This is a genomic window from Candidatus Paceibacterota bacterium (assembly GCA_016782605.1).
Lineage (GTDB): Bacteria > Patescibacteriota > Minisyncoccia > Minisyncoccales > RBG-13-42-11 > BS750m-G71.
Genome location: JADHYE010000001.1, coordinates 97,634 through 121,546, shown reverse-complemented (window position 1 = coordinate 121,546; position 23,913 = coordinate 97,634). Strand labels below are relative to the sequence as shown.

The window sequence follows — 23,913 nt, the reverse complement described above, 5'->3', positions numbered from 1 at the left end:
AATATTATTAAAATCAACCCAGTTATTTGGGTTGAGGGAAAAAAGTTTGAATATTTTTAGAAAGTGGGAATGCCAACAATAGTGAAAATTTATCAGGAGCCGAGATATTAAGCTAATCCCATTTTTTCCTTTACTTCCTGAATAGTGGATTGGGCGATAGTTTCAGCTTTTTTTCTGCCTTGTTCTAGAATTTCTTTGACATAGACTTTTCTCTGGAGAAGCTCTTTTCTTTTTTTGCGGAAAGGCTCCAGAGAATTAATTAGAAGCTCTGCTAAAGCTTTCTTGAAATCAGCATATCCTTTTCCTTTGAATTTCTTTTCCAGTTCCTTTACGCCTTTTTCGGAAAATAAAGAATATATTGTTAGCAGATTGGAAACGCCTGGCTTTAGTTTCCGGTTGTATTTTATTATTTTTCCTGTGTCAGTAACCGCTGCCATTATTTTTCTTTTTATCACTTCTGGTTCGTCAAAGAGGCCGATATAGCTTTCTGAAGAATCGCTTTTTGACATTTTCTTTGTTGGTTCAGTCAAGCTCATTATCTTCGAGCCTATTTTCATCATTTTCACTTCGGGCAGTTTGAAAACTTCTCCGAATCGCTGATTGAATTTTTTAGCGATTGTTCTGGCTAATTCAACGTGCTGTTTCTGGTCCTCTCCTACGGGAACAAAGTCTGTTTTATATAAAAGGATATCAGAAGCCATTAAAATGGGATAGTTTAAAAGCCCAGCATTGAGATTATTTTGGAATTTCTTTGCTTTTTCTTTGTATTGAGTCATTCTTAAAAGGTCTCCGACAGGCGTTACCGTGTTTAACATCCAGGCAAGTTCTGAATGTTCTTTTATTTGGGATTGGACAAAAATGTTTGATTTTTCAGGATTTATGCCGGCAGCCAGATAAGCTATTGTTTTTTCCAGAATTAATTCTTGAAGGGTTTTAGTGTCGTAGGGTACTGTCAAAGCATGTAAATCAACAACGCAAAAGATGCATTCATTTTTTTCCTGAAGCTCAAGCCATTGTTTTATCGCTCCCAAATAATTGCCAATATGTATTTCACCTGTCGGCTGGATGCCGCTGAAAATTCTCATATAATTATACTTCAATAACCACTGGCAGGATCATCGGCCTTCTTTTGGTTTTGGTGTAGAAAAACTGGCCGATTTTGTTCCTCATTTCGTCTTTAATATAGCTCCAATTGACCGCCCCTCCGGAATCTGTTGCATGGTGGATAATTTCAACTACTTTTTTCCTTGTATCTTTCAGCAATTCTTTCGATTCCCTGAGATAAACGAATCCTCTTGATATTATATCAGGAGAGCCCTTTACTTTGCCAGTCTGTTTATCCACCACCACGACAATGACGAACATGCCGTCTTCGGACAATATTTGCCTATCTCTTAAGACGATTTCGCCGACATCTCCGATGCCCAGGCCGTCAACCATAATGTAGTTTGAGGGTACCCATGATTTTTCAACAGAGATTTTCTTTTGGGTTAAGTCGATAATCTGGCCGTTTTCTGCTACCACTATATTTTTCTCAGGAATGCCAGCTTCCTTGGCAATTTCAGCGTGGCTGACAAGCATTGAATATTGTCCATGGATCGGAATGAAGAAAGTCGGCTTTATGATTTTTATCATTTCCATCAGTTCCTCTTTCTGGGCGTGGCCTCCAGCATGGATATCCATCATTTTGTAATGGAATACGCGGCAGCCCTGGCGCAGAATGTCATCTTTCAAGTTTTGGACCGTTCTTTCGTTTCCCGGGATGACAGACGAGGAAAGAATAATATTATCTCCTTTTTTTAAGCGGATAAAGCGGTGTTCCCTGGTAGCTATTCTCATTAAGACGGCTGAACCTTCTCCCTGGGCGCCGGTGCACAAAATGGTTATTTTCGAATCAGGATAGCGGTGGGCGTCTTTCGTTTTGATAATCGTTCCCTTTTTTGATTTGATGAATCCTAAAACTTTACAAATTTCCACGTTGGTTTTCATCGAGTATCCCTCAATTATCACTTTTCTGCCGTATTTTTCAGACAGAGCGATTATCTGCTGGACCCTGTTGATCAAAGAAGCGAAAGTGGCTGCGATAATCCTGCCTGTCGCTTTCTCGAAAATTTCCTCCAAATTCTTTTCAATTGTTTTTTCAGAAAGAGAATGGTTTTCTTCTTCAGCGCCGGTAGAATCGGAAAGCATGAGCAGGATTTTTCTGTTAGCCATTGTTTTTAATTTATTGAAATCTGTGGGCAGGTCGTTTATCGGCGTTGGGTCGAACTTAAAATCAGAAGTGTGCAGGATATTGCCGACAGGCGTTTCAATAAAAAGGCCGAGATTGTCTGGAATGTTGTGATTCTGCCTGAAAAACTCAATCTTAAACGGGCCCAGTTTGATCTTAGAGCCGTTTTTCACCTCGTTAATATTGAGAGGCGGCTGGTTCGGAAAATCTTCCTGCCTTCTTATAATTATTCCGCGAGTCAGGGAAGAAGCGAAGATTTCTAATTTAGGGTGCCAGATTTTTTCAATCAAATAGGGGACAGCGCCGATATGGTCGTAGTGTCCATGCGTAAAAACGATTCCGACAACGTTTTTCTTTTTGTCTTTCAAATAATTGATATTAGGGACGATGTAATCAATGCCGGGCATGTCTTCTCCTGGCATGCGAAAGCCCATATCAATAATCAAAATGCTGCTTTTATATTCCAAAAGCATCATGTTTCTTCCTACTTCTCCCAGTCCGCCTAAGGGGATGAGGCGGAGATTTTCCTGTTTCGTTTGTGTTATCATATCTTTTCTAATTAAAAATAATTGTTTAAAACTTGAGAACTTTTTTTGGTGCGGACGGTGGGATTCGAACCCACAAGAGATTGCTCCCAATAGCTCCTGAAGCTATCGTGTCTTCCAGTTCCACCACGTCCGCTTAGCGCATTTTAATGAATTTTTTGAGTTCCTTGCCGAATCTCGGGTCTTTCAAAGAAAGATAGAAGTTTGATTTCAAATATGCCAGTTTGTTGCCGCATTCCAGCCATTTGCCTTCAAATTCATAGCCGTAAACGTCTTTTTTATCTTTGGCCATATCAGTTAAAGTGGTGCTTAATGTTATGTCGCTTTTCAAATCAAACTTAGTTTTTTTAAGGTATTCAAAAACCTGAGGAGTGATAATGTATTTTCCGACAATAGCCAAATCAGAAGGAGATTCCTTAATCGAGGGCTTTTCAATGAAGTCTTCAATTTTATAGGTCCTTTTTGCTATTTTTTTTCCTTTTATCATTCCGTAAAACTGAAAGCTTTCTTTCGGCACTTTGTATAAAGCGATTATTGGTTTTTTATATTTTGTAAAAACCTTAATCAGTTGTTTAAGGCAGGGGACTTTTGCTTCAACTACGTCATCTGCCCACAAAACAGCGCAAGGGTTTTTGCCGACTAATTTTTCCGCTTGCAATACAGCCTGGGCGTTTCCTAAAGGCTTTTTTTGAAAAACATGATAGAAAGAAAGATTCTTTGAAATCTTCTCCAGTCTTTCGAGTTCGTTTGAGAAATGGCTCTTGTATTTGGAAAAAGAAGTTTTCTTTTCTTTTAATTTTTTTTCAAAGTAATTATTGACCAGCTGGTTGCCGGGCTTGTTAACGAAAATGATTTCTTTAATTCCTGATTCATAAGCTTCCTCAATAATATATTGCAAAACCGGTCTGTCAACTAAAGGCCAGAGTTCTTTGGAAACAGTTTTTGTCAGAGGTAGGAATCTTGATCCCAAGCCAGCAATTGGAATAATAGCTTTTTTAATCATATTAGAAAGCTTAAGTCTTTTGGTGCTTTTTTAAGAGGTTTTTTGATTTTTAATTTCGGTATCTTTTTGTAGTTCTTGTTCTTTATCCAGCCAGATTTCGTATAGTAATAGCACATGCCAGCCATTTTTTCAATAAAGCTATAATCATTTTTACAATTTTCTACTGCCCAGTCAGCTTCTTTCAAGATTTTTTTAGAAGGATTGATTGTTATGTGGCCGTATCCTGCGGGGATTAATACGGACTCGTTTTTCTTTGCTCTTATCGCATAAACGTCTAAAACCATTTTGTTTTTACATTTCTGGAAAAGATAGATTGCTTCTCCGTTCAAAATAGTATAGATTTCCTTGAATTTTCCAATGTGGTCATGCCCTTTTGTTTTTACGAATTCTTTTCCAAGCATTCTTGGCGGAATCACAGTAATATTGTATCTGAACCCTTTTTCTTTTTTTACTCCCCGATACATATAGTACAGCTCATAATTTGGAGCTTTTTTTGCCCATTCTTTATCTTGCAGCACATTTTTCATGTCGTTCAAATAGCGGATATCGGGTTTTTTCATTTCCATACTCTTTTTGTTTTTATATACCAATCTCCTATATCAGAGAATCTTTTGGAAGGGTCGGTAATTATTTTATCTGAGATTCCTTTTATTTTTTCTGAGGCCAAATAAATATAATCCGGGCTGTAGAGGAAGACTGCCGGGGCGTCTTCAATGAGAATATTTTGGAATTCTTCCAGAAGCATTTTTCTTTCTTCTTGGTCTAAAGTTTGTCGTGCTTGAGCCAAAAGATTGTCAGCTTCTTTATTTTCGTAGTTGGAAAGGTTGAATCCCGGGTCTTTGATTTGTGAAGAATGCCAGTAGGGGAAGGGATCCAGGAAGAGTTCCAGGCCCTGGCCGAATAAAAGCAGTTCATAGTATCTTGGCTTTATCACTTCTTGTTCGAGAGTTGATGTATCTAAAGCATTGATGTTTATTTCCACTCCCATTGCCTGCCATTGCTGTTTTAAAAGGGCAGCTAAGTTTTTCATAATCGGCTGGTCAGCTGTCGTTAAAGTGAAAGAAAGGGAAGCGGTTTGTTCTGAGGGAGCAGCGCAGAGTTCATTCAGTTTTTTCTTGGTGCTTCCCAAAACTTTTCCGTTGCCTTCGGTCAAATTGTTCGGCACCAGAATGTCTTCTTTATATTTTTCCTGGAATCGTATTACCGCTTCTTTTGTTTTATCTCCGAAATGGCCTGTTATTTCTCCTTCAGGATAAACCTCAGGGTCTTCAGCCAGGCATTTTTGCAGTTCCTGGACTTCAGTTCCCTGGGAGCCTGATTGAAGATTACTCTTGAATTGGAAAGACGATTCTTTTTTAGTTGTTTTTTCCCTGATGCCTGATTCTCCTGCAGTAAAGCCAGCTGCTTCCAGGAGCTCTTTTGCTTTTTCCAAATCAAAGCTGTAAATGCTTGAAGGGTTTTCAAAACCGAAAACGTCAGGCAGGATCGGCGAATCAGCTACTCTTCCTTGCCCAGCCAGAAGTTCGTTGATAATCTCTTCTTTGTTGGTGCCGTAGTTTAAAGCTTCTCTTATATTCTGGTCAGCCAAAACCTTAGCTTGTTCATTGTTAAAGAAAATGGCAAAGTAGCTTGGCACCATAAGCTGATAGTCGGAAAAAGAATTCCCTTTTATCTTTTCATACTTTTGCGGAGAGCTGAGGGTAAATCCTTTTATTTTCCCGGAATTGAAAGCGGAAATCAGTTCGTCTTCGTTTTCAAAGAAAAGGAAAGTTATCCCCCGGATATTGGGCAAGTTTCCCTGGTAGTTGCCGTTTATCGTCAATTTGGCTGACCTGACAGCGCCTTCTTTGTCTTGCTGCAGTTCCTTTATTTTATATGGGCCTGAGCCGATCGGTTTTAAGTTATATATTGAAAGAGAAAAGTTTTGGTCGGAAATATTCTTCCAGATATGCTTTGGCATGATTTTCAGGGTGCAATTTTCCAAGAAGACGGCAGAGGGGTTGTTTAATTCAAAACGGACTGCCAAATCAGATATTTTTTCTACTTTTACTCCCAGCCATTTTGCCCTGATTGAACTATGTAAGGACTGGTTCTGGACAGCTTTGACCGTGAAAATTACGTCGTCAGCTGTTAGGGGTTGGTTGTCTGACCAGAGAAGATTCTCTTTTAAATAGAATTCAAATGCTTTCCCGTTATCAAGAATTTTGTAATCTTTTGCCAGGTCGGCGGCCAGTTGGCTTTCTCCGTCGTATTTCATCAAGCCAGAATAAATCAATTCAATCAAATCCCTATCAACATCGCGGGACGGATAAAGCGGGTTGATCAGCCTTGGAGAGCCGACTACACCCTCAACGTAGTTTCCTCCATTGGCTGGCTGGATTTCCGTATGAGTCAGATAAAAACTGACAGAAAGGAAAAGCAAACTAACCAAAGCGAAAAATAAAAAAACAAAGAAGATGGTCTTTTCTCTTTTGCTGAAAACTTTAAAAAATTGCCTCCATTGGGACCTGGAAGGCCATTTGGAAATCAGAAAAGGCATTTAAAGAATGAGATTTAACAGAGCCAAACCGATGAATAAAACTCCGCAGACTACTGTTGCCCAAAGGATTTTTTGCTGCACGCCACGTCTAGTAGCGTAAAAGCCTCCTTCCTGGCCAAAGGCAGAACCTAAAGCAGTTCCTCTTTGCTGCAGGAGAATGAAAACGATTAATAACACAGATACGATGATTTGAATTAAAGGTAAGTATTGCTGCATATTACTTAGTTATTAGTTTTTTTACTTGGAGAACTGAGCCCCAGGAAATAACCGACCAGCCAGACAATGAATGTCGTCCAGAAAAGCGGAACGATGCCGGGGATGACCAGTTCCGGGAAAATGATATCAACGAACCAAATTAAAGCCATGTTGATTATCAAGCCGAAAAGCCCGAGTGTCAAGATCCTTAAAGGCAGAGTGATTATTTTTAGGATCGGCTTAATGAAGAAATTAATCAATCCTAAAAAAGCGCCGGCCATTACCAGATATTTGGTTTCTCCGATGAATTCAACGCCAGGAACGAATCTGATAGCTAACCAAAAGCTTAATACGCCACCGGCGACCTGAAAGATTAGTTTAATCATAAATCCATGATATCAGAGATTCATCTGGGAAGCAAGGCCTTGGTCCTTAATTTGCGGTGGTAGGTTATGGCAAACCTGTGAGCCTCGTCGCGCAAATGCAGTACAAGATTAAAGATTTCTTTAGGCAAAGTTTTTAACAGGATTGGCTTTTTTCTTCCTTCAATGAAAAGTTTGTTTTGTTTTTTCGCCAAACTCACTGCTTTTATATTTTTGTTTATTTCATTTTTCATTTTAATGGCAGTATTCAATTGGGCGATGCCGCCGTCAATCAATATTAAGTCAGGGCATGGCCATTCTTTATGTTTCAATCTGCGGGATAAGACTTCTTTTATCATGGCCACGTCATTGGGCTTAGCCTGGAGCTTTATTTTGAATTTGCGGTAAAAGCTTTTGTTTGGTTTTCCTTGAATAAAAGTTACCATGGAGCCTGTTGCTTCCTGTCCCTGGATATTGGATATATCGTAAGCTTCGATTCTTGAAATCGGTTTTTCAGCTTTTAAGATTGATTGAAGCGTTGAATCAGCTTTATTGGGTTCGAAAATTCTGGCGTTGCGCATTATTCTTTCCAAATAAACTATCTTATCTCTTGTCTTTGCTGCTTTTTCATAATTTTGTTCTTTGGAAGCTATTTTCATTTCTTTTTTTAAGTTATTTAAAACCTGGTTTTTTCTTCCTTGGAGTATCTTTAAAATATTATTAGCGTTTTTTTGACATAAGTTTTTTGTTTTTGTCAGACAGGGGGCAGGGCAGAGGTTAAGTTGATGCCAAAGACAGGGCTTCTTCGGCAGGGTTGTACAAGTTCTAAAAGGGAAAACCTTTCTTAGGATTATTAAAACTTGTTTTAAGGAAGAACCGTCCACAAAAGGGCCAAGGTATTTGTTTTTCTGTTTTGTTTGGTGTGTGATGAGAATTCCGGGAAATTTCTCTTTTGTTACTGCGACAAAAAAATAATTCTTGTCGTCTTTCCAAGCAACGTTGTATTTCGGCCGGTATTTTTTGATTAAGCTTGCTTCTAAAATCAAAGCTTCGATTTCAGAATCGGTTTTAATATATCCTATTTTTTCAGCCTGACTGAGAAGTTTTTTGTGGTTTTTCACTCTTTCTTTAATGTTGGTTGCTTTGCCGACGTAAAGTATTTGTTTTCCTTTTTTCCTGCCTTCGCCGAGGCTTCGGCGGGTAAAAAAAGCGTAAACGCCAGAGGTTTTGGGTAGTTTAGAAATATCGTTTTTGTCCAGGAATTTGAATTTATTCACCCCGTTAGAAGTTCGTCTTATACAGTTTTCGGCTGATTTCAGACAAACTTCTGTTTTTAATTACACCCCGTTATTTACAAGCAGAAAAAAATTTAATCTAATTTTTTCTGCCCAAGACTTCTAACGGGGTTCATAGATTTCCGGTTGGAAGAATTCGTTTATTTTGATTTGTTTTGTTGTAACTTCTTTTATCTTTTTGTTTTCTATTGTAATTTCAACGATTTCTCCTTGCATAGTTTGTTCTGAAAAGCTTTGATCGAAAATGAAATTACCCAAACTGTAAAAGATGTATTTCTGTTCGTATTTTTCGTCTCTTTGGACAACATGTGGATGGTGACCGACTATTAAATCTGCTCCAGCTTCAATCGCCATTTTGGTAAAGTTTAGCTGAAATGGCGTTAATTCCTGAACGTATTCTTCTCCCGAATGGATCGAAACAATTAAAACATCGACATTATTTTTCGCTTTCTGAATATCTTGTCCAATTTTTCCAAAGTCGGAATCTTCAATCCAGGCAATACCGGAGCTTTCTTCTCTGGCTCTCCAGACTTCAGGACCCAAATCAGTATATGCCAAGAAACCTATTTTAGTGCCATTTATTTCTTCAATAACAAGAGAAAAAGCTTCTTTTTCATTGAAACCGGCGCCAACGTAGTCAATACCCGAATCTTTTAATCTAACCAAACAATCCTCTAAAGCATCTTTTCCGTAATCTAAAGCGTGGTTGTTGGCTAGGGAGACTACGCTAAAACCGGCAAAAACCAAGCCTTCCATTGCCTTGGGGTCTGCTCGGAAAGAATAGATGCTGCCTATTTTCGTTCCTTTGTCAGAAATTATTCCTTCCAGGTTGCCGAAAACAATGTCAGTTTTTTTAAAATAATCAGCGATTTTCAGGAAAGGAAATCTGAAATCTCCTTTTTCTTGTTTTTCTATCATATATTCTACTCCGCGATCAAGCATAATATCGCCCGTCAAAATTACGCTTACTGTTTTGTTTTCTGTTTCTTCTGGAATAGGGGAACGAAAGATTTCGATTGTTTTCGGATTAATCAGAAAGGAAGCAGCAATAAAAAGAATTATTGCTACGGCAAATGTCAAGATAATCAGTTTTGTTTTTAAGTAGGCCATCATATATATTATACCTTTTTCTCTAGCTACCGTTGAATTTTTTTTAAATTTGCAGTATAATTGAATACTCTTATGGCTGAAAATTACATTAAAATACGCGGAGCAAGAGTGCACAACTTAAAAGATATCAACCTTGATATCCCGAAAGACAAGCTGGTGGTCATTACCGGCATTTCAGGCTCTGGCAAGTCTTCTTTAGCTTTTGATACTCTATACGCTGAGGGCCAGAGAAGATATGTTGAATCTCTTTCTGCTTATGCCAGGCAGTTTCTGGGAGTTATGGATAAGCCAGACGTCGATTATATCGAAGGCATTAGTCCGGCAATTTCAATCGATCAGAGAAAAGCTTCCCATAATCCTCGTTCAACTGTGGGTACGATAACAGAGATATATGATTATCTCCGGCTTTTGTTTGCCAGAATTGGTAAGCCCCATTGTCCAAAATGTGGCAAGCCAATCAGTCGGCAGACAATAGATCAGATCACAGAGCAGATTCTGAATCTTCCAAAGAAAAGCGAGATTAGTATTCTCGGCCCTTTGGTCAGGGGCAAGAAAGGAGAGCACAGGGGAGTTCTGGAAGAGGCGCAGAGAGCAGGTTTTGTCAGGGTCAGGGTAGATGGTGTTGTTCATCGTATTGAAGAGATTATTGATAAAACCTTGGACAAAAATAAAAAGCATAATATCGAAGTGGTTGTTGATAGATTGGTTTTAGACAAGAGTTTGGATAAATCAAGATTAATTGATTCCTTGGAAACAGGTTTGAAATTGGGGAAAGGCATAGTAATGGTAAGCCGAAAAGACAATGATTTTATTTTTTCCGAGCATTTTGCCTGCGAAGAGTGCGGGCTTTCTTTGTCGGAACTTGAGCCGAGATTGTTTTCTTTCAATTCTCCTTTCGGCGCTTGCCCTTCCTGCCAGGGGTTGGGGGAAAGGCTGGAAGTTGATCCAAAGCTCGTCATACCAAACCAAAACTTAACGATTGCCGAAGGAGCTGTATTCCCTTGGGCTTTTGCTTCTCATAAAATCGGCAGGCAGGGGTATTTCTGGTCCCATCTGCAAAAGCTGGCAGAAACGCATAAATTTTCTTTAGATATTCCGGTCAAAGAACTGCCAAAGAAAATCATTGATTTGATATTGCAGGGTAATGCTGACTTTGAAGGAGTGATTCCTAATTTGGAAAGGAGATATCATGCAACGGATTCCGATTACACCAGAAGCGAAATAGAACAGTACATGGTTGAAAAGCAGTGCGAAATATGCCAGGGCAAGAGATTGAAGCCGGAAATATTGGCTGTTACAGTAGCTGGTTTGTCTCTTGATAAGATTGTTGGTACGCCGATTAATAAGGTCCAGGAGTTTTTTGAAAGTTTAATCAAAAGCCGTAATTCTAAATTAAAAAACAGCGAATTGAAAATCGCTTCTCTCATTATCAAAGAGGTTTTAAACCGGTTGCAGTTTTTAATTGATGTTGGCTTGGATTATCTGACTTTGGACAGGAAATCAGACACTTTGGCAGGGGGCGAAGAACAGAGGATAAGGCTGGCCACGCAAATAGGTTCAAAACTGACAGGAGTACTTTATATATTAGACGAGCCTTCAATTGGGCTACATGCCAGAGATCAGGGCCGTTTGATTCAGACTTTGGAAAAGCTCAAGGATTTAGGCAATACGATTATTATTGTCGAACACGACCGCCAGACTATTTTGCAGAGCGACTGGGTGGTTGATATTGGGCCGGGAGCCGGCAAACACGGCGGCAAGATCGTTTTCCAGGGTACGCCAAAACAATTGTTGGAATCACGTTCTTTGACCGGCGAGTATCTTTCCGGAAGAAAAACCGTTGAGGTTAAACCTCAACATGCTGTTGAGGCCAGGCCTAAACAAATCCTGCAAAATTATTTAATTGTTAAGGGGGCAAAAGAGCATAATTTAAAGAATATTGACGTGAAAATGCCTTTAGCTAAGTTCGTTTGTATTACCGGAGTTTCAGGATCCGGCAAAAGCAGTTTGATGAACGACGTTCTGGCCCGCGCCCTGTTAAAAAAGTTTTATAGGGCCAAAGAAGAGCCGGGGCAACACAAAGAAATTCTGGGAGCCGAATTTTTAAATAAAGTAGTTTTAGTTGACCAGTCGCCGATAGGCAGAACTCCCAGGTCAAATCCTGCCACTTACACAGGCGCTTTTTCATACATTCGGGATTTGTTTACCAAGACCAAAGAAGCGAGAGTCAGGGGGTACAGACCCGGCCGTTTCAGCTTTAACGTTAAAGGAGGAAGATGCGAAAGCTGCGAAGGCCAGGGAGTGAAAAAGATAGAAATGTACTTTTTGCCTGACATATATATACAGTGTTCAGATTGCAAAGGTATGAGATTTAATAAGGAAACTTTGTCAGTTGAATATAAAGGAAAAAACATTGCCCAGGTTCTTGAAATGACGGTAGAAGAAGCTTTGGACTTTTTCAAAAATATCGTTGGTCTTTATGAGAAATTGAAAACTTTGAACGAAGTCGGCTTGGGCTATATTCAGTTGGGACAGCCAGCTCCCTCGCTCTCTGGAGGAGAAGCACAGAGAGTGAAACTAGCTACCGAGCTTTCCAGAAAAGCGACAGGCAAGAGCTTGTATATTCTGGACGAGCCGACCACCGGTCTTCATTTTGACGACATTAAAAAACTGATACAGGTTTTAAAAGGCCTGGTTGAAAAGGGAAATACAGTTGTAACAATCGAGCATAATCTGGATTTTATTAAGAATGCTGATTGGATTATTGATTTGGGGCCGGAAGGAGGCGAAAAGGGAGGATACATTATTGCTGAGGGTATTCCTTCTGAAATTGCCAAGAGTAAAAAGAGCTATACCGGCAGATATTTAAAGCAAGGATAATCTCTTGATTTTATATTTGGAAAGAGTTAGGGTTGACTCAGTTCCTTGGTTTTTACCAAATTTATGGAATGAAAGGAGGTGACAGGAATTGAGTAAAGGAAGACATAAAAAAAGAAGCAAGAGCTACTTTCATGGAACAGTCAAAAGAAAACGTCACGTGGATGAGACACGAAGGGAAATCTTGAACAGAGAAGAGGTAAAAAGAGGTCTTTGGGGCGTTGGCGTTGCCACTACCAAGTCCAGAGAGAAGGCGCTAATCTCCGAGAATAAAGCAATTGAGAACCTTAGAACCATCCGGTCGACTAAGCTGCAATTTGGCAAGATAGGAGTAATTACGGAAATCATTTCTTACCAGCATTTGAGCTTGGAGGATAGAAAAGGCATCGACACAAAGGTGTTGTTCAGCAGCGGAGTAGAGTTATTGATAGACGTTAAAAACAGTGGAGGCCTGGACTTAATGGAAGCGATGAGCGACAGAAACCGATGTCTTTTGGTGATCCCTTGGTATATCTCAGATGAAGATGCATTAAAACTAGTCATAGGTACCATTAAGTGGTGGTTCGGGCTATACAATAAATAGAACAGGAGGTTAAACATAGCAAGTTAAATTACCGGAGCGTACGTTAAAGTACGCTCCGTTCTATTTTCACACTTGACAAATTTTCTTTATTTATTAAACTGGATATTAGCACTCAAAGGTCATGTTTGCTAAAATTAAAAAAGCTAAATTATGAAAATCAAACCATTATCAAATCACATTTTAATTGAACCTATAAAAGGGGAAGAAAAAACCAGGGCCGGAATTTTGCTTCCCGACACCGCTGAAAAAGAAAGGCCAGAGCAAGGCAAGGTCATTGCCGTAGGGCCCGGCAAAAAAGACAAGAAGGGTGATTTTATCCCTCTTGAAGTGAAAGTCGGCAACATGGTTTTATTTACCGAATATGGACCGACTAAAATCAAGGTTGAGGGTAAAGAATACTTAATCGCCAAAGACGAAGATATTTTGGCGATTTTAGAATAAAACAATTATGGCAAAACAAATTCTATACAAAGAAGAAGCCAGGAAAAAATTAAAAGAAGGCGCAGATAAATTAGCCAATGCCGTCAAGGTGACTCTCGGGCCAAAGGGCAGAAACGTTGTTTTAGATAAAGGCTTCGGTTCTCCGACAATTACCAATGATGGAGTAAATATTGCTAAAGATATTGAGTTGGAAGACAAAGTGGAAAATTTGGGGGCGGAGATTGTTAAAGAAGTGGCTGAGAAAACCAATGATGTTGCCGGAGACGGCACAACCACAGCCGTTGTTTTAGCTCAAGCAATAATCACAGAGGGCTTAAAAAACGTGGAAGCTGGCGCTAATCCTTTAGCCTTAAGAAAGGGAATCGAAAAGGGAGTAGAAAGAATTGTTGAAGTTTTAAAGAGAAACTCAAAAAAGATTACCAGCAAAGAAGAAATAGCCCAGGTGGCAATCATTTCAGCTGAGGACGAGGAGCTTGGTAATTTGATTGCCGAAGTCATGCAGGAGATTGGTAAGGACGGAGTGATCACAGTTGAGGAATCAAAAGCTTTCGGCATCCAGAAGGAAATCGTCAAAGGCCTCCAATTTGATAGGGGCTATGTTTCCGCTTACATGATCACTGACACCGAGAGGATGGAAGCTGTTTTTGAAGACCCTTATATTTTAATTACCGACAAAAAGATTTCCTCGATCCAGGAGATCGTGCCGGTTCTGGAAAAAGTCGTTCAGGCAGGCAAAAAAGAATTAGTCATTATTGCTGACGATGTTGACGGTGAAGCTTTGGCTACCTTAGTCGTTAACAAGCTTCGTGGCATATTCAGCACTTTAGCAGTAAAAGCTCCTGGTTTTGGTGACAGAAGGAAAGAAGTTCTCCAGGACATTGCCGTAGTTACCGGAGCTGAAGTCATTTCAGAAGAAGTTGGCTTGAAGTTGGAGAATGTTGAATTAAAACAATTAGGTCAGGCAAGAAGAGTGGTTTCGACCAAAGAAAACACCACTATTGTTGAGGGTAAAGGAGAAAAAGACAAGATTGATGCCAGGATAAAGCAGATTAAAAAAGAATTGGAAACAAGCGAATCTGATTTTGACAAGGAAAAAATGCAAGAAAGACTGGCAAAGCTGGTCGGAGGAGTAGCAGTAATTAAAGTAGGAGCAGTGACTGAAATCGAACAGAAAGCTAAACAACACAAAACTGAAGACGCCCTTAACGCCACCAGAGCAGCAGTTGAAGAAGGGATAGTACCTGGCGGAGGCGTAGCCTTAATCAGAACAATATCTTCTTTAGATGAACTAAAACTGGAAGGAGATGAATTAACCGGACTAAATATTTTGAGAAGGGCTCTTGAATCTCCTATCCGTCAAATAGCCCAGAATGCCGGTATAGACGGAGCTGTAGTTGTCCAAAAAGTAAAAGAAGGCAAAGAAGGATTCGGTTTCAACGCCCAAACAATGGAATATCAGGATTTATTGCAATCGGGAATCGTTGACCCGGTAAAAGTTGTTAGAAGTGCTTTACAAAATGCTGCTTCTGCTGTCTCAATGTTTTTGACTACGGAAGTGGTAGTGGCGGAAAAACCGGAAAAAAATAAAAAGGAAGGTCCAATGATGCCAATGCCTGAAGGATTCTAAAGAAATTTAAAAATTACCTAAAAACTCTTCCTGGTTGAAACCAGAGGAGTTTTTAGTTATACTGGTAATAGGTCAATATACCAATTTTTAATTTGTAAATCTATTATGGATTTAAATAAAATTCTCATAATAATAGGCGTTGTTATCGTTCTTTGGATAGTCTTGGTTTATAACCGGCTGATTGCCTTTAAAAACAGAGCAAAAGAGGCCTGGTCAGATATTGAGGTTCAACTAAAGAGAAGGTACAACTTGATTCCCAATTTAGTGGAAACAGTCAAAGGCTATGCTACTCACGAAAGAGAAGTTTTTGAAAGAGTAACTGAAGCCAGGACTAAAGCAATGGGAGCCCAGACTTTAAAAGAAAAAGGGGAAGCAGAAAACGCTCTTTCTCAGACTTTAAAATCCCTTTTTGCCGTGGCTGAGAATTATCCCAATCTAAGGGCTTCAGAAAACTTCCAGAAGTTCCAAGATGAATTAACTGACACTGAAGATAAGATTCAGGCCGCCAGAAGGTTTTACAACAGCAATGTTAGAGACATGAATATCCAGATTGAAACTTTTCCGGCAAATATTATTGCAGCTATTTTCAGATTCAAGAAAATGGATTTCTTTGAAACTGGCGCAGCTGAAGAAAGAGAGCCGGTGAAAGTTAAGTTTTAAGTATGGCGACAATATATACGCAAGCCGGATCTAATATCCGTAAGACCTGGCTGTTAATGACAGGTTTTCTGATATTGGTTATTGCTTTAGGCTGGTTGTTCAGCAACATATTGGAGAACCAGGTAATCCTATTGATTGCCGTAGCTTTCAGCCTTCTAACCAGCATTTCCAGTTATTGGTATTCAGATAAAATAGTTTTGGCTACTGCTAAAGCAAAACTGATTGAAAAGAAGGACAATCCGGAATTGTACAGGTTGGTTGAAAATCTCTGCATTGCTGCTGGGCTTCCTTTGCCAAAGATTTATATTATTGAAGAAGCCCAGCCTAATGCTTTTGCCGCTGGCCGCGATAAAAATCATGCTGTTATTGCTGTAACTAGGGGTCTTTTAGATAAGCTTGAAAGGCCAGAATTAGAAGGAGTAATTGCTCACGAACTTTCCCATATTGGCAATAAAGACATGCTTTTACAGACAGTTGTTGTTGTTATGGCCGGGGTTATCGCTATATTGTCCAGTTTCTTTTTAAGAATAAGCTTTTTCGGGGGAAATAGGAATTCAAAGAGCTCTGGCGGAGGTATTTTGGCCTTAGTCGGAATTATTGCTGCTGTTCTTGCTCCTATTGCTGCCAGTTTGATTCATCTGGCCATCTCCAGAAAAAGGGAATTTTTAGCTGATGCTTCCGGCGTTCTTTTGACAAGATATCCTGAAGGATTAGCCAGGGCTCTAGAAAAGATTTCTAGAGACCCGAATCCTTTAAAAGCAGCTGAAGACACCACTTCCCATTTATATATTGCTAATCCTTTTCGAGGAAAAGAAACAAAATCGTGGTTCCATAAATTATTTATGACTCATCCTCCGGTGGAAGAGAGGGTCAAAGCTTTAAGGGGAATGAGTATTTAGGGAGGAGTCGGATAGCGGTTTATTCCAACGGCTTGGAAAGCCGTGCCCCGCAAGGGGCTCGTGGGTTCGAATCCCACCTCCTCCGCTCGGATTATTATTAACCTTAAAACATATGAAAAATAAAAAGTTTACGCTTTCCATATTGCCTGAAAAATTAGGCATTTGTCATTTGTCCAAAAACATTCCCATTCCAGAGTGGGCGGGAAAAACCTTTTTTTGTTCTATTACAAGAACGAGAACAGAGCTTTCTGTTGTTTGCCCCCAGATGAAGATTCCGGCAGGAGTTATGTTTGAGAAAGATTGGAGGGCTTTCAGACTTGAGGGAGATTTGGATATAGGTTCTGTGGGCGTTATTGTTGCTCTATCAAAACCTTTGGCAAAAGCCGGCATCAGTATTTTCAATGTTTCGACTTACGAAACCAATTATCTTTTGGTCGAAGACAAGAATCTTAATAAAGCGAAGAGAATATTAAGTTCTTTTTGCAAGATTAAAAAATAAAAATGGCAAAAAATAAAATTAAAAAATTAAAAGAATATCAAAAGCTTTGTAAAAACACAGCTCAGAAATTTCAAGACAAAGAAAAAGAGATATTGACCTGGGGTTTGGGTATTGTCGGCGAAGCAGGGGATGCGGCAGGCTGCATTAAAAAGACTTTCTCGCATAAAAACGACCAGATTGCCGGTATCAGGGAAAACATCGGAGATACTTTGTGGTATGCAGCCATGATCTGCAATTTCTTTGATTGGGATTTGGACGAAGTTTTGGAAGAAAATATTGCCAAACTCAAGAAAAGGTATCCTGAAGGTTTTTCAAAAAAGCATGCCAAAAGACAGGGAATAGACTGGAACGAGAAGTAAAAATTATGGAAAATCAGAAATTAGAACTTCATAGGGTTACAGCTACGGCAATCATTCAAAAAGACGGTAGGTATCTTATTTTGCAGCGCAGCCCAAATAAAAAAGCTTTTCCTTCAAGATGGAGCGTTCCAGGCGGCGGTTTAGAGCTCAGCGATTACATTAATACGCCCAAAACCAATCTTGACGCCTGGTATTTTCCCTTAACCAATTCTTTGAAACGGGAGATTAAGGAAGAGACGGATTTGGAGGTTGGCGAATTGAAATATCTTTTGGATTTGACTTTTCTCCGTTCTGACAATGTCCCGGTCATTACTTTGAGTTATTACTGCGATTGGCAGTCGGGCGAAGTGAAAATGAACGAAGAAAACGTTGATTATAAATGGGTAAGTCTTGAAGAAGCTAAGAATTACGATTTGATAGGCGGGATTTGGGAAGAACTTGAAATGGTGGATAAAATTATTAAAAAAATATGATTTCTTCGCCTATTGATGAAATCAAAAGCAGGCTCGATATAATCGAGGTAATCGGCAGCTATATCAAGCTTCAAAAAGCAGGAGCTAATTATCGGGCTGTCTGTCCTTTCCATTCTGAAAAAAAACCTTCTTTTTTTGTTTCTCCTGCGCGCCAGATATGGCATTGTTTTGGTTGTTCGGTCGGAGGCGGAATTTTCGATTTTGTAATGAAAATTGAAGGGGTTGAGTTTGGCGATGCTTTGCGCATTCTGGCTCAGAGAGCGGGCGTGGAGTTGAAAAGGCAAACTAAAGAATACAAAGAATTTCAAACAGAAAGAGAGCGTCTTTACGAAATTTGCGATTTGGCAACAAGATTCTTTGAAAAGCAACTGGCAGAAAGCAAAACAGGCAAGGAAGCCAAGCAGTACCTTTTAGATAGGGGTATTACAAAGGAAAGTTTGGAAAAGTGGAGAGTCGGTTATGCACCCGATGTCTGGCAGGGCTTAGCTGATTTTTTGAGTTCCAGGAGCTATTCTCAGGAGGAAATTAAGAAAGCTGGGGTAGGCTTGTCTTCTGAAAAAGGTTCTTTTTACGACAGGTTCAGGGGTAGGATTATATTTCCTATTTTTGATTTGAATTCTCAGGTGGTTGGGTTTGGCGGCCGGGTTTTTAAGGAAAAAGACAAAAAGGAAATAGCCAAATACGTTAATACTCCCCAGACCATTCTTTACGATAAAAGCCGTATTCTTTATGGTTTGGACAAAGCAAAAGTGGAGATAAGGAAAAATGATTTCTGTATTTTGGTGGAAGGATACGTTGATCTAATAATGGTGTCTCAGGCTGGTTTTGAGAATGTGGTTGCTACTTCTGGTACTGCTTTGACCCCTTTGCAGCTTAAAACCTTGAAGCGGTATTCTGATAATTTATTGACTGCTTTTGACATGGATATAGCAGGAGAAGCAGCCACTAAAAGAGGAATCGATTTGGCGCAGCTTCACGGTTTTGATGTTAAAGTTATTGTTTTGCCAGAGGGCTTGGATCCGGCAGACCTAATTTTTAAAGACCCGAAAGCTTGGGAAGAGAAGGTGAAGGAAGCAAAATCAATCATGGATTTCTATTTTGAAAGCGCTTTTTCAAAATTTGACAAAGATACTCCCGAAGGCAAAAAAGAAATTTCAAAAATATTGCTGCCGATCATTAAAAGAATTTCCAACAGAATAGTCCAGTCTCACTGGATTGGCGAACTGGCAAAGAAGCTTAAGACAAAAGAAGAAAATATTGAAGAAGAATTGAAAAAAATCAAACTGGAAGAGTATTCTGATTATTTGGGCATGGAGCCAGAAGAAATTAAGAATTTGCCAGTAAAATCAAGGAATGAGCTTCTGGAAGAAAGATTAGTCATTTTGTTTTTAAAATTTCCAAAAAGCATAGAAATTATCAAAGACGAATGCCTGGAAGATTTCTCTCCCCAAATTAAGGAGATTATGCTAAAGATGAAAAAGGGTTTAAAGATCGATTCGGAATTATTCAATCAGCTTGCCTTAAAGTCGGAAATAGAGGAAATCGAAGAAAAGGACATTGAATCTGAAATACAGTATTGCTTGTCTGAAACCGTCCTGATAAAAGCCAAGAACGAATTGGATCAGATATCCCAGGAAATCAAAAGGGCGGAAGAAGAAAAAAACTGGGAAAGAGTTGGGGAATTAACCAAAGATTTTAACCAAATACTTCAACAAAAATGCCAAAATCAAAAAAAGTAAAAAAGAAGAAAAGATCAGCCAAAAAGAAAAGAGTGCCAAAGAAGAAAAGGATTGTTGTTAAGAAAAAGCCCAAATCCAAGAAAATAATTAAAAAGAAAGCCAGAGTTAAGTTAAGGAAAAAGGCGAAGAAAAAGAAAAGAATAATGATAAAGCTGGGCAGGCCGAAAAAGGTTTTCACTGAGGAAAAATTCCAGCAGCTTCTTGAAAAGGGAGAAGAAAGGGGATTCGTCACTTATTCTGAAATCCTTTATTATTTTCCAGCAATAGAAAGGGATATAAAGGGGCTGGAAAGGCTTTACGATGATTTTGAAAAGGCTGGGATCGAAGTGCAGGAGGTCAAAGAATTGATTACAATCGGAGAAAAAGTTAAAAAACCAAAAGCAAGCGAGAGCAGGATAGACCCGATTCAAATGTATTTGAAGGAAATAGGCAAACTTTCCTTTGTTACAGCTGCCGAAGAAAAAGAACTGGCAAAAAAGATAGAGAAAGGTGATCTTGAGGCAAAGAAGAAGTTAGCCAAAGCTAATTTGAGATTGGTCGTTTCCATTGCCAAAAGATATGTTGGACGTTCTCCTAATCTGACTTTGCTTGATTTGATTCAGGAGGGGAATTTGGGGCTTTTTAGAGCAGTTGAAAAGTTTGACTGGAGAAGAGGTTATAAGTTTTCAACTTACGCTACCTGGTGGATTCGCCAGGCAATCACCAGAGCTTTGGCTGATCAGGCAAGAACCATCAGAATTCCGGTTCATATGGTGGAAACCATTTCAAAATACACCCAGATAAGAAGAAGGCTGCTGCAGGATTTGGGCAGGGAACCTTTGCCGGAAGAAATTGCAGCTGAAATGGGTATTGAGCTGGGGAAAGTTTATCATATAATGAAGATTTCCCAGGATACTGTTTCTCTTGAAACTCCTGTTGGCGAAGACGAAGAAGACTCTGTTTTGGCTGAGTTTATTGAAGACGAAAAGTCAATTTCTCCCTCTTTGGAAGCTGGTAGAAATTTATTAAAAGAAAGATTAAAAGAAATTTTAGTTGATTTAACCCCTAGAGAGCAGAAAATCCTTGCAATGAGGTTTGGATTGCAAGACGGCGTAACCCACACTTTAGAAGAGGTGGGAAACGAGTTTGGCGTGACCAGGGAGAGAATCCGCCAGATTGAAGCCAAAGCCTTGGAAAGAATCAGAGAGCATGGTTCTCTCAAAAAGCTAAAAGGTTATTGATTTTCATGAAAGATTTTTTGGGTAAAATTATTTTCTGGATTCATTCTGCTATTGTTGTTTTCTGGCTAGGTTTGTTATTTGTTCCGACAAGCTGGTGGCCGGATAAAATAATATTCCATTTTTATCTGACTCTAGTGATTGTTTTTAACCAATTCATCTGGGGTCTAATCATTATGCCCTGGACCAAGAAATACCGGATGGTTTGCTTTCTAACGACCATACACCAGCTTTTAAGGGGCAAATCCATATCAGACGAAAGAAATTATAGCCATTCTTTTGCTAAGGAATTTTTTGGCAAGTTTCACATACACTTGCCGCATAAATTTATAACCTGTTTTACCCTTACTATATTTGTTATTGTCAGTTTACAGTATTTTTTATTAGTTCGTTAAGCTTGAAAAATTCTTAAAATTGAATATAATAAGAGATATTCCGGAGTAGCTCAATGGCAGAGCGCCTCGCTGTTAACGAGTGGGTTGTAGGTTCGAGTCCTACCTCCGGAGCCCATTCGACTCGCTTCGCTCGCTCAGGGCAAGCCACGATAAAAATCGCCAATCCGCCTTTCGGCGGCGGCGGTTTTTTGGTAGGATAAATATATGAAAGAAAAAATATGTTATTATTAAATTAGAGAATATCAACCTTAATGTTTTTCATTGCCAGTATCTTATTGGTTATTTCATCGCATCGGCTAAAATGGTCGTTCGGAGAGAAGTTGCATGCGAAGAAACAAAATGCATTTCCCGGGGCGATGAATATCACGAATTCTTATTGAAGTGGTAATTTAATGGTTAAAATATTAGGATTAATAGATTTATTTGTTGCTTTTTTATTATTATCAGTTGTCACTGGAATCGATTTTCCCAAAGGAGTAATAATCTTATTTGCAGTGATTCTGCTGATAAAAGCAATTCCTTTTCTGCCCGATATAGGAAGCCTTTTTGATTTAATGGCAGGCATTTTGCTTATTTTGACTTTCTTTATGATAATACCTCAAACGATTCTGATTATCGCTATAGTTTTATTAAGCATAAAGGGAATTATGAGCTTATTTGCATAAGAAGACAGTTTTTTGTTAGAATCGTATAAAGGTTGCATTATTATTAAAAAATAAATCAAATATGTTTAAAACAAAAAATAATATATTATTCGTATCTATTTTAGCAATAATGCTTGTTTTTTCTTTTGCTTTTTTTGTGAATGCAAAAGCGGCACAAAATCAGAACGCTAATCAAAAACAAAATCAGCAAGGACAGATTAATGCTGAACAGCATCAAAGCGCCGTGGCAAACTTTGTCCAAAGCCTCTTACAGGTTGCTGACAGAGAGGGAGGCATTGGCCAGCAGGTGAGAACCATTGCCCAGGAACAGAACCAATCGGCAAGCACAACGATCCAGGCGATGGAAAGGATTCAAACAAGAAGCAGAATAAAGACATTTTTGATGGGTACAGACTACAAGAATTTAGGAGCGTTAAGAAGCGAGGTTGTCCAAACCAGAAATAGATTGGAACAGTTGAACAGATTAATGGAAAATGTCCAGAATGAAGCAGAGGGGACGGAACTTCAAAACCAAATTCAGACACTAGAACAGGAGCAAGCAAGAATTGATAATTTTATAGAAACGCAGGAAGGCCAATTCAGTTTATTCGGCTGGCTGCTAAAGTTATTCAACAGATAATCCAGTTATCTTCTAATGCGAGTTACTTTTTAAAATAAGGTAGTTTTTGGTATAATTAAATATATGAAAAAACCATTCGTAATAATACTCGGAGCATTAATGGTCGTTTTCCTTTACGTTGTAGCCAGCTTTCAGATTTTGGGGCAAACGTTCAATAGCTTTTGGAGACCTGTTCTTTTTTTGATTTCTTTTCTGATATTTTTTCTACTGAGCATTATTTTGATAGTTTTTACCTTTAGAAAGAAAGTTGGCGGAAAGCTTAAAAAGTTTTTGCTGCTGACAGGTATTTCTCCCTTAGTAATGGTTGTCAGTGTAATTTTGCACAATCTGGTTTATGGCCTTTTTATCTTTCTTTTCGGAGAAAGCTTTTGGGAAAGAATCGGCTTGGGGGACGAACCTTTCTTCTTTCTTTTAGCGATTGTTGTTTGCCCGATAGCTTTCTTGATTGGTTTACTGGGCAGTGTTATCCTATTGATAAAAGCAAAGAAAGAATAAAATATATTGAATTAAGTTATTTTTAGAGCAGGATTGGAATTATTAATTTGAAAGGTCGCCAACAATTAATTTTAAAAATATGTTATCGCAATTACCAATTTCACTTGAAAAAGTAAAAAAAGAAGATTTGGACAAGGAGATTTTAAGAATAGGCATGATTGCCGAACTTGACGCTGTTTCCCTTTACGAGCAGCTGGCGGCAATGACCGACAAAGAAGACATTAAAAAAATTCTTTTGGATATTGCCAAGGAAGAAAAAACCCATGTCGGAGAATTTGAAACATTGCTTTTGAGAGAAGATGCAGAACAGTTACAGGAATTGGAAGAGGGCAAAAAAGAAATCGAAGAAAAAACAAGCAAATAGTTAAAATGAAGTCGTTGAACAAAACAATCGAGTTTCAGACAAAAGAGGAGCTGGATTTTATTGACGTTACAGACAAGGTGACAGCTTTTGTCAGTGAAAGCAAAATTAAAAACGGCTTGGTAAATATTCAAAGCATGCACACGACAGCGACAGTTATCGTTAACGAAAACGAACCTTTGCTTATTGAAGATTTTAAAAGGCACTTGAAAGAGTCAGCCAGCAAGGACAGAGATTATAGGCATAATGATTTTACTATTAGGACGGTCAATATGTGCGCTGAGGAGTGTGTCAACGGACACGCTCACTGTCGGGCGATTCATTTACCGGTATCAGCTGTTTTGAATCTGATAAACGGAAAACTGCAGCTGGGCCAATGGCAGAGAATTTTCTTTGTTGAACTTGACCAGTCAAGGCAAAGGAGATTCCAAATACAAATAATCGGAGATTAAAGGTCTTTTTAGTTTTTTAATATATATATGTATTACAAAGTAAACAAAGAAAAGTGCATTGGCTGCGGGCTGTGCGTTACTCAATGCCCGGGCGGGACAGAAATGAATGACGAGGGCAAAGCTGAGGTTATTGATAACCAAAAGCTGGCAGAATGCGGCGGAGAAAGCATTTGTCCTTACGGAGCCATTGAAAAAAAAGAGGAATAATCGGGTGTGTCCCGTAATACAACTTCCAGTTATTCGCAACAAACCAAACGTAATAAAATAATATAG

General features: G+C 39.0%; 27 protein-coding genes and 3 tRNA genes. 20 read left to right on the top strand and 10 right to left on the bottom strand.

What is annotated here, in order from left to right; genetic code table 11:
• Positions 1–107: 107 nt before the first annotated feature.
• The 10 genes from trpS to ISS83_00730 all read right to left on the bottom strand — a co-directional run bounded on the left by trpS (position 108) and on the right by ISS83_00730 (position 9,282).
• Entirely contained in the window at positions 108–1,085 is a 978-nt protein-coding gene (gene trpS / locus ISS83_00775; protein MBL7142187.1) for a tryptophan--tRNA ligase, read from the bottom strand.
• Between the two features lie 4 nt (positions 1,086–1,089).
• Complete coding sequence (locus ISS83_00770; protein ID MBL7142186.1) at positions 1,090–2,778, bottom strand: ribonuclease J; 1,689 nt, start codon at positions 2,776–2,778, stop codon at positions 1,090–1,092.
• 46 nt (positions 2,779–2,824) lie between these two features.
• Positions 2,825–2,911: transfer RNA gene (locus ISS83_00765), tRNA-Leu, on the bottom strand.
• Complete coding sequence (locus ISS83_00760; GenBank protein ID MBL7142185.1) at positions 2,912–3,778, bottom strand: UTP--glucose-1-phosphate uridylyltransferase; 867 nt, start codon at positions 3,776–3,778, stop codon at positions 2,912–2,914.
• The gene (locus ISS83_00755) at positions 3,775–4,344 is read right to left on the bottom strand and encodes a glucose-6-phosphate isomerase (protein MBL7142184.1); all 570 of its coding nucleotides are present in this window, start codon (positions 4,342–4,344) and stop codon (positions 3,775–3,777) included. Before ISS83_00755 ends, ISS83_00760 begins: the two co-directional genes overlap by 4 nt.
• Positions 4,335–6,317, bottom strand: coding sequence for a peptidoglycan-binding protein (locus ISS83_00750; protein MBL7142183.1), 1,983 nt, complete (start codon positions 6,315–6,317; stop codon positions 4,335–4,337). The genes ISS83_00755 and ISS83_00750 overlap by 10 nt, the downstream gene beginning before the upstream one ends.
• Positions 6,318–6,533 carry a preprotein translocase subunit SecG gene (gene secG / locus ISS83_00745; protein ID MBL7142182.1) on the bottom strand — a complete coding sequence of 72 codons (216 nt, stop codon included), beginning with the start codon at positions 6,531–6,533 and terminating at the stop codon, positions 6,318–6,320.
• A 5-nt stretch (positions 6,534–6,538) separates the two neighbouring features.
• Complete coding sequence (locus ISS83_00740) at positions 6,539–6,898, bottom strand: phage holin family protein (protein MBL7142181.1); 360 nt, start codon at positions 6,896–6,898, stop codon at positions 6,539–6,541.
• 20 nt (positions 6,899–6,918) lie between these two features.
• A complete protein-coding gene (locus ISS83_00735; protein MBL7142180.1) occupies positions 6,919–8,151 on the bottom strand; it encodes a UvrB/UvrC motif-containing protein in 1,233 nt (410 codons plus the stop codon).
• Between the two features lie 120 nt (positions 8,152–8,271).
• Entirely contained in the window at positions 8,272–9,282 is a 1,011-nt protein-coding gene (locus ISS83_00730) for a CapA family protein (GenBank protein MBL7142179.1), read from the bottom strand.
• 69 nt (positions 9,283–9,351) lie between these two features.
• Here ISS83_00730 and uvrA point away from each other — a divergent pair, with 69 nt between their 5' ends.
• The 20 genes from uvrA to ISS83_00630 all read left to right on the top strand — a co-directional run bounded on the left by uvrA (position 9,352) and on the right by ISS83_00630 (position 23,847).
• The gene (uvrA, locus tag ISS83_00725; GenBank protein ID MBL7142178.1) at positions 9,352–12,159 is read left to right on the top strand and encodes an excinuclease ABC subunit UvrA; all 2,808 of its coding nucleotides are present in this window, start codon (positions 9,352–9,354) and stop codon (positions 12,157–12,159) included.
• 88 nt (positions 12,160–12,247) lie between these two features.
• Positions 12,248–12,739, top strand: a complete 492-nt coding sequence (locus tag ISS83_00720) for a hypothetical protein (GenBank protein ID MBL7142177.1) — start codon at positions 12,248–12,250, stop codon at positions 12,737–12,739.
• A gap of 150 nt (positions 12,740–12,889) precedes the next feature.
• A complete protein-coding gene (locus ISS83_00715) occupies positions 12,890–13,180 on the top strand; it encodes a co-chaperone GroES (GenBank protein ID MBL7142176.1) in 291 nt (96 codons plus the stop codon).
• A 7-nt stretch (positions 13,181–13,187) separates the two neighbouring features.
• On the top strand, positions 13,188–14,807 hold the full coding sequence (groL, locus tag ISS83_00710; GenBank protein ID MBL7142175.1) for a chaperonin GroEL: 1,620 nt from the start codon (positions 13,188–13,190) through the stop codon (positions 14,805–14,807).
• Positions 14,808–14,912: 105 nt separating this feature from the next.
• Complete coding sequence (locus tag ISS83_00705) at positions 14,913–15,467, top strand: LemA family protein (GenBank protein MBL7142174.1); 555 nt, start codon at positions 14,913–14,915, stop codon at positions 15,465–15,467.
• 56 nt (positions 15,468–15,523) lie between these two features.
• A complete protein-coding gene (locus tag ISS83_00700; protein ID MBL7142173.1) occupies positions 15,524–16,366 on the top strand; it encodes a M48 family metallopeptidase in 843 nt (280 codons plus the stop codon).
• A tRNA-Ser gene (locus tag ISS83_00695) sits at positions 16,367–16,451 on the top strand.
• A 27-nt stretch (positions 16,452–16,478) separates the two neighbouring features.
• Entirely contained in the window at positions 16,479–16,865 is a 387-nt protein-coding gene (locus ISS83_00690; GenBank protein MBL7142172.1) for an ACT domain-containing protein, read from the top strand.
• A gap of 2 nt (positions 16,866–16,867) precedes the next feature.
• Positions 16,868–17,224: a nucleoside triphosphate pyrophosphohydrolase family protein gene (locus tag ISS83_00685; GenBank protein ID MBL7142171.1), complete on the top strand. Its 357-nt coding sequence runs from the start codon at positions 16,868–16,870 to the stop codon at positions 17,222–17,224.
• 5 nt (positions 17,225–17,229) lie between these two features.
• Positions 17,230–17,697: an NUDIX domain-containing protein gene (locus ISS83_00680; GenBank protein ID MBL7142170.1), complete on the top strand. Its 468-nt coding sequence runs from the start codon at positions 17,230–17,232 to the stop codon at positions 17,695–17,697.
• Positions 17,694–19,436, top strand: coding sequence for a DNA primase (locus ISS83_00675; GenBank protein MBL7142169.1), 1,743 nt, complete (start codon positions 17,694–17,696; stop codon positions 19,434–19,436). The genes ISS83_00680 and ISS83_00675 overlap by 4 nt, the downstream gene beginning before the upstream one ends.
• Positions 19,415–20,656: a sigma-70 family RNA polymerase sigma factor gene (locus tag ISS83_00670; GenBank protein ID MBL7142168.1), complete on the top strand. Its 1,242-nt coding sequence runs from the start codon at positions 19,415–19,417 to the stop codon at positions 20,654–20,656. The genes ISS83_00675 and ISS83_00670 overlap by 22 nt, the downstream gene beginning before the upstream one ends.
• A 5-nt stretch (positions 20,657–20,661) precedes the next feature.
• A complete protein-coding gene (locus tag ISS83_00665; protein ID MBL7142167.1) occupies positions 20,662–21,048 on the top strand; it encodes a DUF2784 family protein in 387 nt (128 codons plus the stop codon).
• Between the two features lie 39 nt (positions 21,049–21,087).
• Positions 21,088–21,159, top strand: a tRNA-Asn gene (locus ISS83_00660).
• A 281-nt stretch (positions 21,160–21,440) separates the two neighbouring features.
• On the top strand, positions 21,441–21,713 hold the full coding sequence (locus tag ISS83_00655; GenBank protein ID MBL7142166.1) for a hypothetical protein: 273 nt from the start codon (positions 21,441–21,443) through the stop codon (positions 21,711–21,713).
• 61 nt (positions 21,714–21,774) lie between these two features.
• Positions 21,775–22,332 carry a hypothetical protein gene (locus tag ISS83_00650; GenBank protein ID MBL7142165.1) on the top strand — a complete coding sequence of 186 codons (558 nt, stop codon included), beginning with the start codon at positions 21,775–21,777 and terminating at the stop codon, positions 22,330–22,332.
• Between the two features lie 63 nt (positions 22,333–22,395).
• Positions 22,396–22,827 carry a hypothetical protein gene (locus ISS83_00645; GenBank protein ID MBL7142164.1) on the top strand — a complete coding sequence of 144 codons (432 nt, stop codon included), beginning with the start codon at positions 22,396–22,398 and terminating at the stop codon, positions 22,825–22,827.
• A 79-nt stretch (positions 22,828–22,906) separates the two neighbouring features.
• Positions 22,907–23,191: a rubrerythrin gene (locus ISS83_00640; GenBank protein MBL7142163.1), complete on the top strand. Its 285-nt coding sequence runs from the start codon at positions 22,907–22,909 to the stop codon at positions 23,189–23,191.
• A gap of 5 nt (positions 23,192–23,196) precedes the next feature.
• Positions 23,197–23,640, top strand: a complete 444-nt coding sequence (locus ISS83_00635) for a YjbQ family protein (GenBank protein MBL7142162.1) — start codon at positions 23,197–23,199, stop codon at positions 23,638–23,640.
• Positions 23,641–23,667: 27 nt separating this feature from the next.
• Positions 23,668–23,847: a ferredoxin gene (locus tag ISS83_00630; GenBank protein ID MBL7142161.1), complete on the top strand. Its 180-nt coding sequence runs from the start codon at positions 23,668–23,670 to the stop codon at positions 23,845–23,847.
• The last annotated feature ends 66 nt before the right edge of the window (positions 23,848–23,913 follow it).